The sequence below is a fragment of the Geminocystis sp. GBBB08 genome (assembly GCF_016743215.1).
GTDB lineage: Bacteria > Cyanobacteriota > Cyanobacteriia > Cyanobacteriales > Cyanobacteriaceae > Geminocystis.
In genome coordinates this window covers 1-14,787 of the sequence record NZ_VRZC01000090.1, presented here as the reverse complement: position 1 = coordinate 14,787, position 14,787 = coordinate 1, and the positions used below count along the sequence as shown (strand labels likewise).

At 32.7% G+C, this 14,787-nt stretch carries 13 protein-coding genes, 1 tRNA gene and 1 pseudogene; 8 read left to right on the top strand and 7 right to left on the bottom strand.

Features of this window, described 5'->3' with window-relative positions; genetic code table 11:
- The first annotated feature begins 603 nt into the window (after nucleotides 1-603).
- The gene (locus FWJ34_RS12195; RefSeq protein ID WP_308255595.1) at nucleotides 604-1,359 is read left to right on the top strand and encodes an alpha/beta hydrolase; all 756 of its coding nucleotides are present in this window, start codon (nucleotides 604-606) and stop codon (nucleotides 1,357-1,359) included.
- A 92-nt stretch (nucleotides 1,360-1,451) separates the two neighbouring features.
- Nucleotides 1,452-2,825 (top strand): cytochrome P450, encoded by a 1,374-nt coding sequence (locus FWJ34_RS12190; RefSeq protein ID WP_308255594.1) that lies wholly within the window; start codon nucleotides 1,452-1,454, stop codon nucleotides 2,823-2,825.
- 90 nt (nucleotides 2,826-2,915) lie between these two features.
- Here FWJ34_RS12190 and FWJ34_RS12185 read toward each other — a convergent pair whose 3' ends face one another.
- Together FWJ34_RS12185 and FWJ34_RS12180 are read right to left on the bottom strand one after the other, a co-directional pair.
- Nucleotides 2,916-3,068, bottom strand: coding sequence for a hypothetical protein (locus tag FWJ34_RS12185; RefSeq protein WP_308255593.1), 153 nt, complete (start codon nucleotides 3,066-3,068; stop codon nucleotides 2,916-2,918).
- A gap of 36 nt (nucleotides 3,069-3,104) precedes the next feature.
- Nucleotides 3,105-4,082 carry a cysteine synthase A gene (locus tag FWJ34_RS12180; protein ID WP_308255592.1) on the bottom strand — a complete coding sequence of 326 codons (978 nt, stop codon included), beginning with the start codon at nucleotides 4,080-4,082 and terminating at the stop codon, nucleotides 3,105-3,107.
- 166 nt (nucleotides 4,083-4,248) lie between these two features.
- On the opposite strand from FWJ34_RS12180, the gene FWJ34_RS12175 reads away from it, so the two are divergent.
- The 6 genes and pseudogenes from FWJ34_RS12175 to leuD all read left to right on the top strand — a co-directional run bounded on the left by FWJ34_RS12175 (nucleotide 4,249) and on the right by leuD (nucleotide 9,789).
- A tRNA-Gly gene (locus FWJ34_RS12175) sits at nucleotides 4,249-4,320 on the top strand.
- A 267-nt stretch (nucleotides 4,321-4,587) separates the two neighbouring features.
- A complete protein-coding gene (locus tag FWJ34_RS12170) occupies nucleotides 4,588-5,487 on the top strand; it encodes an FTR1 family protein (RefSeq protein ID WP_308255591.1) in 900 nt (299 codons plus the stop codon).
- A gap of 83 nt (nucleotides 5,488-5,570) precedes the next feature.
- Nucleotides 5,571-6,800: an EAL domain-containing protein gene (locus FWJ34_RS12165; protein ID WP_308255590.1), complete on the top strand. Its 1,230-nt coding sequence runs from the start codon at nucleotides 5,571-5,573 to the stop codon at nucleotides 6,798-6,800.
- Nucleotides 6,801-6,856: 56 nt separating this feature from the next.
- Nucleotides 6,857-8,026 (top strand): annotated as a pseudogene (lpxB, locus tag FWJ34_RS12160) (lipid-A-disaccharide synthase).
- Between the two features lie 164 nt (nucleotides 8,027-8,190).
- Nucleotides 8,191-9,060, top strand: a complete 870-nt coding sequence (locus tag FWJ34_RS12155; protein ID WP_308255589.1) for a Tab2/Atab2 family RNA-binding protein — start codon at nucleotides 8,191-8,193, stop codon at nucleotides 9,058-9,060.
- A 141-nt stretch (nucleotides 9,061-9,201) separates the two neighbouring features.
- Nucleotides 9,202-9,789 carry a 3-isopropylmalate dehydratase small subunit gene (leuD, locus tag FWJ34_RS12150; protein WP_308255588.1) on the top strand — a complete coding sequence of 196 codons (588 nt, stop codon included), beginning with the start codon at nucleotides 9,202-9,204 and terminating at the stop codon, nucleotides 9,787-9,789.
- A 299-nt stretch (nucleotides 9,790-10,088) separates the two neighbouring features.
- Here leuD and FWJ34_RS12145 read toward each other — a convergent pair whose 3' ends face one another.
- The 5 genes from FWJ34_RS12145 to upp form a co-directional block, all read right to left on the bottom strand.
- The gene (locus tag FWJ34_RS12145) at nucleotides 10,089-10,817 is read right to left on the bottom strand and encodes a dienelactone hydrolase family protein (protein ID WP_308255587.1); all 729 of its coding nucleotides are present in this window, start codon (nucleotides 10,815-10,817) and stop codon (nucleotides 10,089-10,091) included.
- A gap of 247 nt (nucleotides 10,818-11,064) precedes the next feature.
- Complete coding sequence (locus FWJ34_RS12140) at nucleotides 11,065-11,313, bottom strand: hypothetical protein (RefSeq protein ID WP_308255586.1); 249 nt, start codon at nucleotides 11,311-11,313, stop codon at nucleotides 11,065-11,067.
- A 15-nt stretch (nucleotides 11,314-11,328) separates the two neighbouring features.
- Nucleotides 11,329-13,113, bottom strand: a complete 1,785-nt coding sequence (gene aspS, locus FWJ34_RS12135; RefSeq protein WP_308255585.1) for an aspartate--tRNA ligase — start codon at nucleotides 13,111-13,113, stop codon at nucleotides 11,329-11,331.
- Nucleotides 13,114-13,359: 246 nt separating this feature from the next.
- Entirely contained in the window at nucleotides 13,360-13,641 is a 282-nt protein-coding gene (locus FWJ34_RS12130; protein ID WP_308255584.1) for a hypothetical protein, read from the bottom strand.
- Nucleotides 13,642-13,921: 280 nt separating this feature from the next.
- Nucleotides 13,922-14,596, bottom strand: coding sequence for a uracil phosphoribosyltransferase (gene upp / locus FWJ34_RS12125; RefSeq protein ID WP_308255583.1), 675 nt, complete (start codon nucleotides 14,594-14,596; stop codon nucleotides 13,922-13,924).
- Nucleotides 14,597-14,787: the final 191 nt, after the last annotated feature.

The following is a 14,787-nucleotide window of genomic DNA, read 5'->3' as shown; positions in this document are numbered from 1 at the left end:
GGTTATGGTTAACTCTTCAACTAAAACAAAATTTCTCGGTTTACAATAACCATTTAATAAACTACCCATTGCTCTTCTTACCGCCCCTTCATTACGACTACCTCCGTAGCGAATAATTCTGTCTAATTCTTGACGATATTGGTTAATGAGGATAAAAGGCATAAGTTATTGTTTAAGCTGAATTTTTTGTATTTGTTTATAATATAGCAATAATCCTAAATGATTCGTGGCAAAATCAACTTCAAAAATTTGGAAGCAAGGGGTTTAAACCCTTTGTTAAACTCAGATTTTAACATTTTCTACTATTTTTAAATATCCCACAACAAATTTAGGACTGCTATATACTGATTACTTACTTAAATAATAATACTATAACTTTCGTTAAGCCAAGACGCATTTAACTTACATTTTTTTATTAGGTTATTTCCCCGATGGAAAGCAGTCTAATGATAATAAGTTGCAATAACTGCCAAAATGAGATATATTATTTATAAGTATTTGATAAAAATTATCAATAAGAATCGGTTACTATGTATTAGGCAAGGTTAAAGTAAATATCTTGCTGATACTTTTTTTACAATTAGTTAGTAATAATTGAGAAAGATGTTCAAAAATCCTGATGTTCTGTGGCTCAATAGCAACCCTTATTTACTTCGTTTTAATTTACCTATCATTAAATATTTATCTAAATATGTCAAAATAGGTCAATGGGAGTATCAAATCAATGAAGATGAAGGTACATCCATAGATCAAGCTATAGAATTATTAGATGATTACTTAAGTTTAATTGCAAAACCAGTACATTTAATCGGTCATAGTACTTGCGGACTACTAGGTTTTTATTATGCGCAAAAATACCCCGAAAAAGTTAAATCTTTGACTATTTTAGGAGTCGGTGGTAATGCTGGTTGGGATTGGGTTAGTTATTATTATATTATGAGATCGAACCTCAAATGTAGTAAAGATATAATTTTAGCAAAATTAGCCAAGAATTTATTTGGTTATCATAATAAGTATTATCAAAAAGCCTTTATTCAACTATTAGAAAAAGCGTTATTATATTCTTTGTCTCCTCATTCTCTTTATCAAAGATTTAATTTGCCAATAACACCAATTTCTTCACCGTTAATGGTTTGTGGAAGTAAAAATGATCAAATTGTTTCTTGGGAGGAGATCAAAAAATGGCAAAATTATTTAAAACCTGAAGATTATTTATATCAATGCCCAGAAGGAGAACATTTTTTTCATTATTTTCAACCTCAATTATTATCAGAAAAAATAGTCAATTTTTGGAGTTTATTATCAAAAGATGAAGCTAATTTTAAGTTAATGGAAGGAAAGGTATCACATTGTATTTGATAGCTACCCCATTAAAATATTTTTCCCGGAGTCTTGAAATTCTGAAGTTAAACTGTTGATATAATATGAGGAAATTCTGAAATTATAGATAAATGTTCTTAATTAACCCTTTAACCACTCCTGTTATTTGGCAGAAAATCCAATGGATTCTTGATCCTGTTAGTTACTTAATGAAATCTTCTAAGGAACATCCTGATCTTTTCACAGGAGAAGTTTCGGGTTTTGGTGGTAAGTTAGTTTTTGTGTCTCATCCTTCAGCTATACAACAAATTTTAACCAACGATCGCCAATTATTTTTTGCCAATGGAGAATTAAACAATCTTTTAACGCCCATTGTGGGTTATTCTTCTTTGTTATCTTTAGATGGTGAAAATCATAAACGAGAAAGAAAACTATTAATGCCATCTTTTCATGGGGAAAGAATGGAGATTTATGGTGATTTAATTATCTCGATCACAGAAAATGTTTTTAATCAATTACAAGAAGGTAAAACATTTATTGTAAGGGAATTAATGCAGGAAATTTCTTTACAAGTAATTCTCAAAATTGTTTTTGGTTTATCAGAAGGTAATCAATTTGAAAGAATAAAAGAATTAATTAAAGCTATTTTAAATCGATTTAATTCTCCTATTAACATTAGTTTTTTGTTTTATAATTGGTTAAGAAAAGATTTCGGTGCATGGAGCCCTTGGGGTAGTTTTATGAAAACACAAAAAGAATTAGATGATTTAATCTACAGTGAAATTAGTCTTCGCCGTCAAGAAAATAACCTGAATAATACGGATATTCTTTCTACATTATTAATCGCAGTGGATGAAAATGGGAAAGGTATGACGAATCAAGAATTACGAGACGAGTTGATGTTAATGTTATTCGCTGGGCATGAAACTACTGCTATTGCTATGACATGGGCATTATATTGGTTATATCATTATCCTGATCTTAAAGCAAAATTACTCACAGAATTACAAGAAAATCCGCAAAAAGACGGAACTAGTATTTTTAAACTACCTTATTTAACGGCAGTGTGTAACGAAACTTTAAGAATTTATCCCGTAGCTATGTTGACTTTTCCTCGACAAGTAACCGCAGACACAGAATTATTAGGGCTAAAAATACCAAAAGATACTGTCGTTATGGGTTGTATTTATTTAACTCATCATCGGGAAGATTTATATCCAGAAGCGGATAAATTTAAACCCGAAAGATTTTTAAATCGCCAATATTCTCCCTATGAATTTTTAGCCTTTGGGGGAGGCGTTAGACGTTGTTTAGGAGAAGTTTTAGCTTTATATGAGATGAAACTTGTCATAGCCAAAATTATCACAACCTATGATTTTACTTTACCAACAAATCAAGAAATAAAACCAAAAAGAAGAGGAGTAGTATTAAGCCCTGAAGGGGGAGTTAAAATGATTTTTAAAGGAAAAATTCAATCTAACTTAGATCTTGCACCTCTATCATAAATTATTGGTTAAGGCGGAGAAAAGGGAAAAGTGAATAAAATTCAGATTAAAAGATTCAAGTTTGAATCTTAATTGACTAATCACTATTTACTATGGGGCAAATTCTCCTGAATAAATATTTTCAATAGGTGCTGGAGTAGCTAAATCACTATCAATAAAACTCCTTGCTGTTACCGTTACTAAAGCAAATAAAGCGATCAAAATTGTAATTAAAGGGACTATTTGTTGACGAATAAAATTCATAATCAATAAAGTTAATTTTATAGTAAATTATACGGATCAATTAGGAATAATTAAACCTTTGGAATTGAGCCAGTCAGGGTTATAAAGTCTGGATTGATAGCGAGCCCCACCATCACACAAAACTGTTACTATGGTATGACCATGCCCCATTTTTTTAGCTAAAGCAACCGCAGCACCTACATTTATACCGACAGAACCTCCCATAAATAAGCCTTCTTTTCGGAGTAATTGATAAATCACCCTAACAGCTTCTTGATCATCAATTTGAATAGCATCATCAATAGGTACATTTTCCATATTGGCAGTGATGCGACTGTTACCGATGCCCTCAGTAATAGAATTACCTTCTATTTTGATTTCTCCTGTTTTGATATAACTATATAAACCGCTACCCATAGGATCAGCTAAAACACATTGTATATCAGGATTTTGATCTTTTAAAAATAAAGATACCCCAGCAAAAGTACCTCCAGTGCCTGTTGAGGCTACCCAACCATCAATTTTGTGGTCTGTTTGTTCCCAAATTTCTTTACCTGTCGTTTCGTAGTGAGCTTGACGGTTAGCTAAATTATCAAATTGATTTGCCCAAATAGCGTTATCCATTTCTGAGGCAATTCTACCTGATAGTTTAACATAGTTATTGGGATCTTTATAGGGAACAGCAGGTACAGCCATAACTTGTGCCCCTAGGGTGCGTAAAGCGTCCATTTTTTCCTGTGATTGAGTTTCAGGTATCACAATTACACATTTATAGCCTTTAGCATTGCAAATATGAGCTAAACCGATGCCTGTATTTCCGGCAGTGCCTTCTACCACCGTGCCCCCTGGTTTTAGTAATCCTTGAGCTTCTGCTTGTTGAATTATGTATAATGCAGCTCGGTCTTTTACCGAACCTCCTGGATTCAAAAACTCTGCTTTGCCTAAAATTTCGCACCCTGTTTCTTCACTGAAGCTATTTAAGCGAATTAAAGGGGTATTGCCAATAGTTCCAACGAAGCCGTCTTTAATATCCATTTCTCAGTTTTTGGTTAATTCTTATCATCTCAATTTCCTATTGTACAATTCAATGAACTTCGGTAGGAATCTTATTCTCTTTATTTTTGTGAAGAAAAAATTTTTTACTTAAAACCTTGACTTTTTTTTTTTTTTTGATACATAATATTAAATGTACCAATTAACTGCGGGTATAGCTCAGTGGTAGAGCGTCACCTTGCCAAGGTGAATGTCGCGCGTTCGAATCGCGTTACCCGCTTTTTTAATAAGTTTGTCACTGTAAACTTTGGTCTTATTTTTAAAATTGTTTGTAATAAGGGATTTAGTCTTACTTATATTTATTAGTTAATCTTAAAGGGCTGACTACCAGCTTAAAATTGGGTTCGTTCGTAGTGATGGCTTTAGCCTTATTTATAAGCCCTTTAGGGCTGACTACCAGCTTAAAATTAGTTAAAATTTAAAATTCATTGCCCTACTATGAGCCTAAAATTAGTTAAAATTCAATAGTAGTTGATTAACTAAGAAGATGAATATAAGTAGTGCGTTACCGACTTTTGTTGTTACTCTCCGAGAAGGTTTTGAAGCAGCATTAGTAGTAGGAATTGTCTTTGCTTGTTTACAAAAAGCACAAAAACCTGAATATTATCGTTGGATTTATTCTGGAGTCATTGCTGGAATTATTGCTAGTATTTCTGTTGGTTGGTTTCTTTGGAGTAGTTTACAACATATAGACTCTAGTCAATCTTTTTATGCTCCTGTATTGAAAGAAGTCTTAAAAACTTTGTTTGCTCTGATGGCGATCGCCATGTTAAGTTGGATGTTAATTTGGATGAGTAAACAGGCAAAATCTTTTAAGGGTGAAGTAGAAGGGGCAATTAATGCAGTTTTAATCAATGAAAATGCCGGTAGTGGAATTTTTTTATTAGTCTTTATCGCCGTTTTAAGAGAAGGTTTTGAGACGGTTTTATTTATAGCGGCTAAGTTTCAATCTGATTTTTTGAGTCCGAGTATTGGAGCTATTTTAGGATTAATCTTAGCAAGTTTAATGGGATGGTCATTATTTTATTGGGGAGTTAAAATTAATATTCGTTTATTTTTCCAAATTATGGGAGTTTTTCTTTTATTAATTGTGGCAGGTTTAGTTATTAGTGCTTTTAAAAATTTAGATGGTGCTGTGACAATTCTTAGTCAGATTAACTCTAATTATGAAAGTTTATGTTTCTTTAATCAAGGCTCTTGTTTATTAGGTATCCCGATTTGGAATACCCATAACTTTTTGCCTGATAATCAATTTCCAGGTATCATTTTAAAAACTTTATTTGGTTATCGAGATCATCTTTATTTAGTACAATTAATTGCTTATTTTCTATTCTTAGGTATTGTGGGTAATTTATATTTTTCTAGTTTAAAATCAGATAGTAATTGATCATCAGTAATGACTAATTATAGTTAAATAATTACTTAACTTATAATTTCTAATTTCTAATTCCTAATTCCTAATTATTTACCATGTTTAAAAAATATGATTTCACCCAAAAATTTCCTAATCAAACACTAAAAGCTGGAGAATGTATCTTTCAAGAAGGAGATAAAGGAGAATTTGCCTATATTATTGATGAGGGAGAAGTAGAAATTTCCACAACTTCTGTTAATAATGAACGAATTATTTTAAATATTCTCAAAACAGGTGATTTATTTGGCGAATTAGCTTTAGTTGATGGTAGTCCTCGATCAGCTTCCGCTTATGCTAAAACTAATGTGGCGTTAACTATTGTTACCAGTGAGCAAGTTAAGACGAGAATTGAAGATGCTGATCCTATTTTAAAGTTATTATTAATGGTAGTAATGAAATATTTTCGCTCGGAAACTGGTAGATTAAGATCAGGAAAAGAAGTATTAGATCAATTAACTTTAGAAAACACTAAAAAGGATTATGAAGATAAAATTTCTCATGCTATTGATTTAATTAGATTAGAAAGTGAATTAAGAAATGCTTTTGATCGAAATGAATTAATCCCTTTTTATCAACCTATTATTGACTTAAAAACTAATTTAATTGTTGGTTTTGAGGTTTTATTGAGGTGGTTTTCTCCTACTAAAGGAAATGTTTCTCCTGGTATTTTTATCCCTTTGGCAGAATCGACATCATTAATTATTCCTATTGGAGAATGGTTATTAAAACAAGGTTTAAAGGCAATTGAAGAAATAAAAAATAAAACTAATTATGATATATTTTTAAGTATAAATGTGGCAGAAAAACAAATTTCCTATGCTGATTTTTTAACTAGTTTTAAGAGTAGAATTAACGCATCTTCTGTGAAGCCTCAACAAATCAAATTAGAGATTTTAGAACGCAGTTTATTTGAAGGAGAAAATGCCTTTTCTTTAGTAAATCAATGTCGTGATTTTGGCTTACCTTTAGTTATAGATGATTTTGGTACGGGCTATGCTAATTTATCTTATTTAAAAAACTTTAAATTTGATACCATGAAAATCGATCAATCTTTTGTTAAAGATTTAGAAAATAGTGATAAAGATCTTATTATTTGTCGTACTTTAATTGATTTATCTTTGGGGTTAAATATGACTACTGTAGCTGAAGGAATTGAAAATAAGTTACAGTTAGATATTTTGCGATCACTAGGTTGCAATTATGGACAAGGATATTTCTTCTCTCCGGCTCTACCCCTAGAAAAAGCCATAGATTTAATTCAAAAACAAGAAATAAATAGGTTATAAAAAGATTTTGGTCAAATTTGCTCTAAAATCAATCATATTCAAGAAAATTGACATTTATGCGGATATTTATTACTACAGGAGAAGTTTCAGGAGATTTACAAGGAGGATTATTAGTTGAAGCACTTTATCGACAAGCTGAAAAACAAAATATTTCTTTAAAAGTTGAAGGTTTAGGCGGCGAAAAAATGCGCATTGCTGGTGCTAATATTATTGCTGATACTACCCGTATCGTTTCCGATGGTTTGTTATAATCCAGGCCTTGTATTATCCCTACATGGAAAATTCAACAACAAGCTAAAAAATATTTAGAAGCTAATTTACCTGATGTAATTATTTTAATTGATTATTTAGGCCCTAATTTAGCGATCGCATCTTATTTAAAGCAAAAATTGCCAAAAATCCCGATAATTTGGTATATTGCACCACAATTCTGGGTTTGGACTCCATTAGGGCAAGATGTTAAGCAATTAGTTGCTGTTACCGATAAATTACTAGCAATTTTCCCTGAAGAAGCTAAATTTTATCAAGAAAAAGGGTTAAGTAGTATTTATGTAGGACATCCATTAACTGATCGCCTCAAAAATGCACCCACAAGAGAAGAAGCGAGAAAAAAATTGGGTATTCAAGAAGCAGAAAAAATGATTGTTTTATTACCGGCATCTCGTCAACAGGAATTAAAATATTTATTACCAGTAATGTTGGAATCTGTGGAAAAACTCCAAGAAAAAATACCATCGGCTTGTTTTTATTTACCGATTTCTTTAGCTAAGTATCGATCGCCAATTGAAAGTTTAATAACAAAATATAAAGTAAAGATAAATTTATTTGAAGGAGAAACTTTAGAAATATTAGCCGGGGCAGATTTAGCGATAACCAAATCAGGTACAGTAAATTTAGAGTTAGGATTATTAAAAATTCCTCAAGTGGTGATTTATAAAGTCAATGCTTTTACTATTTGGGTAGCTCGTAAAATTTTAAGATTTTCTGTTAGTTTTATTTCCCCTGTTAACTTAGTTTTAATGAAAGAAATAGTACCAGAATTATTGCAAGAAAAAGCGACTTCTGAAAATATTTTTAACCTTAGTTTAGAATTATTATTTAATCAATCTCGACAAGAAAAATTACAATTAGAATATAAAACTATGATCGAAACCCTTGATAATGGAGTTGATTCTGTGAGCGATAAAGTTGCCCAAGAAATTTTACAATTTATGAAAATCTCCTAATTTTTTGAGAACTTTTAGTTATCTTTAGATCAAGTCCGCTATTAGTATTGAACTTCCGTTTAATGAGGGTGAAATTAACTCACTAAAAAATCTAAGTTAAATGCTATGATACTCAGAGCAAAAAATTATTAGTTGCCAAAGTTAGGCAGTCAAAAAAATTAACAATGGGAAAAATTTGGGAATTAGATTTTTATTCACGTCCAATTTTAGACGACAATAACAAGAAACTATGGGAAATCTTGATTTGTGAAAGTCCGACTTCTATTGATACCAATCTTAACTCTTTATTCCGCTATTCCCAATTTTGTTCTAACAGTGAAGTTAATTCTCTGACTCTTAAAAATGCCATCCTCACTGCTATCAAAAAATCAGGTGAAACTCCTAATAAAATTCGATTTTTTCGCCGTCAGATGAATAATATGATTATCAAAGGTTGTGAAGAAGCTGGAATAGCCGTTTTTTCTTCCCGTCATACCTACGCCTTAAATCAGTGGTTAGAAGAAAGAATGAATAACTTTTACCCACAACAACAAGGATATGACGAAAAAGCTCAACAATCAAAAACAGTACAATATCCTCAAAGTAATGCCATTAATCTGCCCGATGCCGTCAAAGGAGATAAAAAAGATAAATGGGCATTGGTAAGTCTTTGTGCTAGTGATTTAGCCCAGATGAAAGAATGGGATATTGCTTTTGGAGAAGCCTTCCCCCTCGTCATGGCAAATATTAAACCTGAGATGAGAATACCCGGATTGATTATTTTCTCTAAACGGGCGTTACCTTTAGCAGGGTGGATGTCAGGGTTAGAATTAGGTTATTTAAGACTAGAAAAGAGTCAATTTCCGAAAATATCGTTAGAAACGGGAGTTAGTGATAGTTGGATTCTTGCCAATCTCACCGATAAGGCTACCCTAGGGGAAGGGGAAAATTTTGAAAAAGCGAAAAAACAAGCCAACGGAGTTCACTTTTTGGCGGTACAATCTTCACTAGAATCAGAATCTTTTGCAGGTTTTTGGTTATTATTGGACAATTAGAATTTAGAATTTAGAATTTAGAATTTAGAATTTAGAATGACTAAGACAAAATATGGGTTTCAAAACTGCTATCTAATCACTAATCATCCCATCACTATTAACTATTAATTACCTATTAACTATTAATTATTAACTATTATTATGAGTGAAAGAACAATTATTACTGGCTCTGGTATTCCCCTAATTGGTAATGATATTGACACCGATCGCATTATTCCAGCTCGTTTTTTAAGATGTGTTACCTTTGATGGCTTAGGAGAACAAGTATTTGCTGATGATAGAAGTGCGATGAATGGCAAACATTCTTTTGATTTACCTCAATATCAAAAGGCAAAAATTTTAGTAGTTAATGCTAACTTCGGTTGTGGTTCAAGTAGAGAACACGCTCCTCAAGCTATCGCTCGTTGGGGGATAGAAGCTATTGTAGGAGAAAGTTTCGCTGAAATATTTTTCGGAAATTGTTTAACTATGGGTATTCCTTGTGTTACTACTTCTTCAGGTAATATTAGAAGTATTCAAAATTTATTACAAGAAAATCCTCAAATTTCGATGACTTTAGACTTAGAAAGTTTAAAAGTGCAATGTGGGCATTATAGTAGTACGGTAAAAATGGATTCGGGTGCTAGGAATATGTTAACAACTGGAAAATGGGATACTTGTGGTTTATTGACTAAAAATATAGAAGAAGTAAAAGCTACAGCGACAAAATTACCTTATTTAAGCTGGTAAATTTTTAAATTTTGCCCCTTACCCTTTGCTATATATCCTATCCTTATTGAAAAATTTAGATCTAACTCAGATTTTACATCAGTACAATAATACTAATGAAACCAAACCGGAAAAATTCATTTTAGAAGTTTTAAAATCAATTCTTATACGTGAGAGAGTCGATCGAAAAGTCACCCTTTAAGCCTCCCCTTCAAAACCGTGCATGAGACTTTCACCTCCCATGGCTCCTCCTCGCTTTTTTCGGTATTACTTTCATTCCTAATCTTATTGAGACAAAATTTGTTACTTTATTCCCATTTTTATAAACTCTGAAATAACTCTAGCACTTTCTCCCATGCGTCTTTTGCTGATTCTTGGTGATAAGTTGCTCTAGCATCGCAAAAAAAGCCATGATCTGCATTATCATAACAGAAGATGCGATAGTCAATGTTATGCTTTTGTAACTCGCTTTTAATTTGCTCTATTTGTTCAACAGGGATACTTAGATCTTTTAAGCCAAAAAACCCGTAAATTTTGCCTTTAATATCTTTTGTTTTCGTAATTGTAGCAAAATTTTCATTTGGACACCAAGTACTAATTCCTGCCCCGTAAAATGAGGCTGTTGTTTTTATATCGGGTAAAATAGCTGTTAAATATGCTACATGACCTCCAAAACAAAAACCAATACTACCGACACCAGTTTTTTTGACTTTGGGTAATTGATATAAATAGTTAATAGTGGCTTGTATATCGCTCAATAATTCTTCTGCTTTAGTCTTATTTTTATATTCCCTACCAATTTCGATAGCTTCTGGGGTATATCCTACTGCAAAATTTGGGGCTTGACGTTGATAAATGGCAGGTGCAATGGCAATATAACCTTCTTTTGCAATGCGACAAGTAACATCTTTGATATGATCATTTACGCCAAAAATTTCTTGAATAACGATAACAGCAGGTAAAATTTCCTTGGTGTCAGGTTGTGCTAAAAAACCTTGAATAAGTAAATCTTGATTGGGAATATTAACGTTAGAAGTGGTAATGTTCATGATCATTGAGAATAAATAGGGTATCGTGTTGGGAATCAGAAAGCCATAAAAATTTTAGATTTTAGAATTTAGAATTTAGAATTTAGAATGAAGATTCTACCATTGCCTCGATGCCCCGTTGCCCATTCCCTTCCTACCTTTTAAGGGAAATAAAGGAGGTTATCCCTACTCTCACCAAAACACGATGAAGCAATCCTTAAGTAGAAAATAATTGCGGTTTAATACATCCTCAATGGGATAGAAAAGTTTATCCAAGTTTAATCTTGTCTTCTACTTCCTGAGAATTAATTAAACCTATCTTATGAGCATTTTTTGATTTAAGGTTAATTGAGGCAATTAGTGCAAATGTTCCTCCCATAATACCAATAAGTAACCATAAAGAGAAAAAATAACCTTTACTATCGGCTATAATTCCGGCCGTTAAACCAATTAAACAATGTAATAACATCAAGGAAAAAACTAAATTAGGATCAATATTAGTAAAAATTTCTGACATCTTGAATAAAAAAATCTATTTGCCTTTATAGGTAGAAGCGATATGTAACTCTTTTAGTTGTTTACTATCAACTTGTGCTGGTGCTTCGGTTAATAAACAACTAGCTTGTTGAGTTTTAGGAAAAGCAATAACATCTCTGATAGAATCTTCATGAGCTAATAACATTACCAGTCGATCGAGTCCATAAGCAATACCCCCATGGGGAGGAGTGCCATATTCAAAGGCTTCGAGTAAAAAGCCAAATTTATTTTTTGCTTCTTCTTCTGATAAACCAATAGTAGTAAAAACTTTTTCTTGTGTTTCTCTTTGATGTATTCTCAAACTACCTCCGCCGATTTCGACACCATTTAAGACTAAATCGTAAGCTAAAGCACGGGCATTGGCTAAATTGTCTAAGTCTTTGGGGTTAGGTGCTGTAAAGGGATGATGTAAGGCTTCAAGGCGTTTTTCCTCAGCATTCCATTCAAACATAGGAAATTCTGTTACCCAGACTAAGTTTATTTGATCTTCATCAATTAACCCTAGTTGTTCACCTATAACTAATCTTAGTCGATCGAGGGATTTGTTGACTATAGTCGTCTCTCCGGCACTAAATAAAAGTAAATGCCCAGGTTTTGCCCCTGTTTTTCCTAATAATTCCTGTTTTTGCTCATTACTTAAGTTATCTTTAATAGCACCAATGGTGTCTATTTCTCCATTTTCCCTAACTCTAATATAAGCAATACCCTTAGCCCCAGCAATAGTTGCTTCCGTGAATAAATCTCCTCCCGGTTTAATTCTGACATTGGAAATTTTATCGTTACCGTTAGGGATGGGTAAAACCTTGACTTTACCACCGCTAGAAATGGCTGAAGCAAAAACTTTAAACCCTGAATCTTTCATTATGTCGGAGACATCTACTAATTCTAAACCAAAACGGGTATCAGGGCGATCGCTACCATACTTATTCATGGCTTCTGCGTAAGTTAAACGGGGGAAAGGGCGGAGTAAATCAATATTTTTGACATTTTTAAAGATATGACAAATTAAAGCCTCATTAAGCTCAATGATCTCATTTTCCGACATAAAACTCATTTCCATATCAAGTTGAGTAAATTCCGGTTGTCTATCCGCGCGTAAGTCTTCATCTCTGAAACACCTTGCAATCTGATAATAGCGATCAAATCCTGATACCATCAACAACTGCTTAAACAACTGCGGTGATTGAGGTAAAGCATACCATTGCCCTTCATTTACCCTCGAAGGTACTAAGTAATCTCTCGCCCCTTCTGGAGTTGAGCGAGTTAGTACTGGCGTTTCAATTTCTAAGAAATTTTGTTCATCTTCAAGAAAACGACGCATCGCTTTGACTACTTGATGACGTAGCTGTAAATTACGACTCATGCGCTCTCGTCTCAAGTCTAAGTAACGATATTTGAGTCTTAAATCTTCCCTAATGTTTTCTTCTTCAATGGTGGAAACTTGGAAAGGTAACTGTTTACCAACAGCATTGAGTAATTGAATTTCAGTGGCATAAATTTCAATTTCTCCCGTAGATAATTTGGGGTTAAGGGATTCAGCTGGGCGTTGGGATACTTTACCCGTGATTTTGACAACATATTCGTTGCGCAAACTTTCCGCATTTTGGTATGATTCAGGAGTACGTTGAGGATCACTGACTATTTGCACTACACCAGAGCGATCGCGTAAATCAACAAAAATAACACCACCGTGATCTCGTCTGCGATCAACCCAACCAAAAAGAGTTACAATTTTATCTAAATGTTCAAGGCGTAAATCGCCACAATAGTTAGTTCTCATAATAAGTTATTTTTTATACCAATACCAATATACAGTTTTTCGACTCTCCAACAAAGTCATACAAACTTTCTATTCTAATAAGTTTTAAGTGTTAGGTGTTAGGTGTTAGATGTTAAGTGTTAGATAAGCTAAGAAGTATTTAACTCACATTTTTTATTAATTCTTAAAAATAATTGAAATTCTCAACTTTCCTAGCTTAATGGATTTTAGCAACTACGAAACAAGATGCCTATTCGTCATTCCTGATTATTCTACCGTTTCTGTATTTTTTAATAAAGTTACTCTTATATCATCAATAGCATTATTTAATTGATTAATTTTTTCTTCTAAACTTAGTCTTCGGTCTTCGATTTCTTCCCCATCATCTATAATGGAATATCCTCTGGTTTTTCTCGGTAATTGGTTATCATAATTACTTTTATTTTCGTTATTTTTATTAGCTATTACTGTGCCGATTATTCCACCGACAATACCACCAATAATACTGCCCAACAAAAATCCACCACCAAAATTATCTTTTTCACTCATAATCTTTTTATTTTATTTTTTATATTTAATTATTTATTAAAAATAAGGGTTTAAGAGTCTTAGTTGACGAAATTTTATCTACCTCAAAGAATTAAATTTAGTAAATAATTGTCGAAAATCAATTTCAATAATGTTTAAGTGAATTCTCTCCTAGTCGAATAGTCTTAAGAGTCTTAAGAGTCTCACCTTCACCGACAATTTTATGTCGAAATTAAGTGATACCAGACACCTCGGCACCTTTTTTAAGAAATAATTTATCACGATGAGAAGTAACAGAGCCTTATTTATGAATATCATTATTATCATAAGTGCCAAAACTGCGATCGCCAGCGTCTCCTAATCCGGGTACAATATAACCATGATCATTGATTTGCTCATCAATCATAGCAGTATAAATGTTCAAACTGGGATAGTTAATGCTTAATTTTTGTAAAGCTGGTGGAGCTGCTACAACAGATATAATACGAATAAAATCAGGATTTCCTCCTCGTTTAACAATTTCATTCATCGCTAACATAATAGATCCACCAGTGGCTAACATTGGATCTAATATTAGAATATGAGTCTCATGTTCAAATTTTAGAGGTAATTTATTCAAATAACAGCTAGCCTCCAGAGTTTCCTCGTTTCTTACCACTCCTAAATGATAAGTAACAGCAAGGGGTAACAAAGTTTGACATCCTTCCCATAAGGTTAAACCCGCCCTCAAAATAGGAATCGTGGCGATCGCCGTGTGAGGATTGATAAAAGTAGCGGAAGAATTGGCTAAAGGAGTTTCTATTTCTACATTCATCGTTGGCAACCATTCCCGAATCGCCTCATAAGTTAACCAACGCCCTAATTCTACCATTGCGGTTTTAAAAAGAGTTGAAGGAGTAGTTTTATCTCTTGCCACCCCTAGCCAATGCTTTATTAAAGGATGAGGAGGTACAAAAATTTTTAATTGTGGAGGCATAACATTTTTTTTATTTGCAATTATTTGGTTAAGTTATCATATCAATAGACAATTAACAATAAATTTTTTTAGAGAAGTCAAGCAACAGGCACTTTTATAACACCCTTTTAAATAATTTTAATTTTTAGAGCTTAATTATTGTAAAAAACCAATTAATGGTAACTTGAAATATTGTATTGGTGCAAGATCTG

Excerpts from the sequence above, each read along its gene's own strand:
- FWJ34_RS12140 (WP_308255586.1), bottom strand. The coding sequence starts at position 11,313 with ATGTCAGAAATTTTTACTAATATTGATCCTAATTTAGTTTTTTCCTTG.
- FWJ34_RS12130 (WP_308255584.1), bottom strand. The coding sequence starts at position 13,641 with ATGAGTGAAAAAGATAATTTTGGTGGTGGATTTTTGTTGGGCAGTATT.
- FWJ34_RS12195 (WP_308255595.1), top strand. The coding sequence starts at position 604 with ATGTTCAAAAATCCTGATGTTCTGTGGCTCAATAGCAACCCTTATTTA.
- FWJ34_RS12180 (WP_308255592.1), bottom strand. The coding sequence starts at position 4,082 with ATGGATATTAAAGACGGCTTCGTTGGAACTATTGGCAATACCCCTTTA.
- leuD (WP_308255588.1), top strand. The coding sequence starts at position 9,202 with ATGAGTGAAAGAACAATTATTACTGGCTCTGGTATTCCCCTAATTGGT.
- aspS (WP_308255585.1), bottom strand. The coding sequence starts at position 13,113 with ATGAGAACTAACTATTGTGGCGATTTACGCCTTGAACATTTAGATAAA.
- FWJ34_RS12170 (WP_308255591.1), top strand. The coding sequence starts at position 4,588 with ATGAATATAAGTAGTGCGTTACCGACTTTTGTTGTTACTCTCCGAGAA.
- FWJ34_RS12190 (WP_308255594.1), top strand. The coding sequence starts at position 1,452 with ATGTTCTTAATTAACCCTTTAACCACTCCTGTTATTTGGCAGAAAATC.
- upp (WP_308255583.1), bottom strand. The coding sequence starts at position 14,596 with ATGCCTCCACAATTAAAAATTTTTGTACCTCCTCATCCTTTAATAAAG.
- FWJ34_RS12185 (WP_308255593.1), bottom strand. The coding sequence starts at position 3,068 with ATGAATTTTATTCGTCAACAAATAGTCCCTTTAATTACAATTTTGATC.
- FWJ34_RS12165 (WP_308255590.1), top strand. The coding sequence starts at position 5,571 with ATGTTTAAAAAATATGATTTCACCCAAAAATTTCCTAATCAAACACTA.
- FWJ34_RS12155 (WP_308255589.1), top strand. The coding sequence starts at position 8,191 with ATGGGAAAAATTTGGGAATTAGATTTTTATTCACGTCCAATTTTAGAC.
- FWJ34_RS12145 (WP_308255587.1), bottom strand. The coding sequence starts at position 10,817 with ATGAACATTACCACTTCTAACGTTAATATTCCCAATCAAGATTTACTT.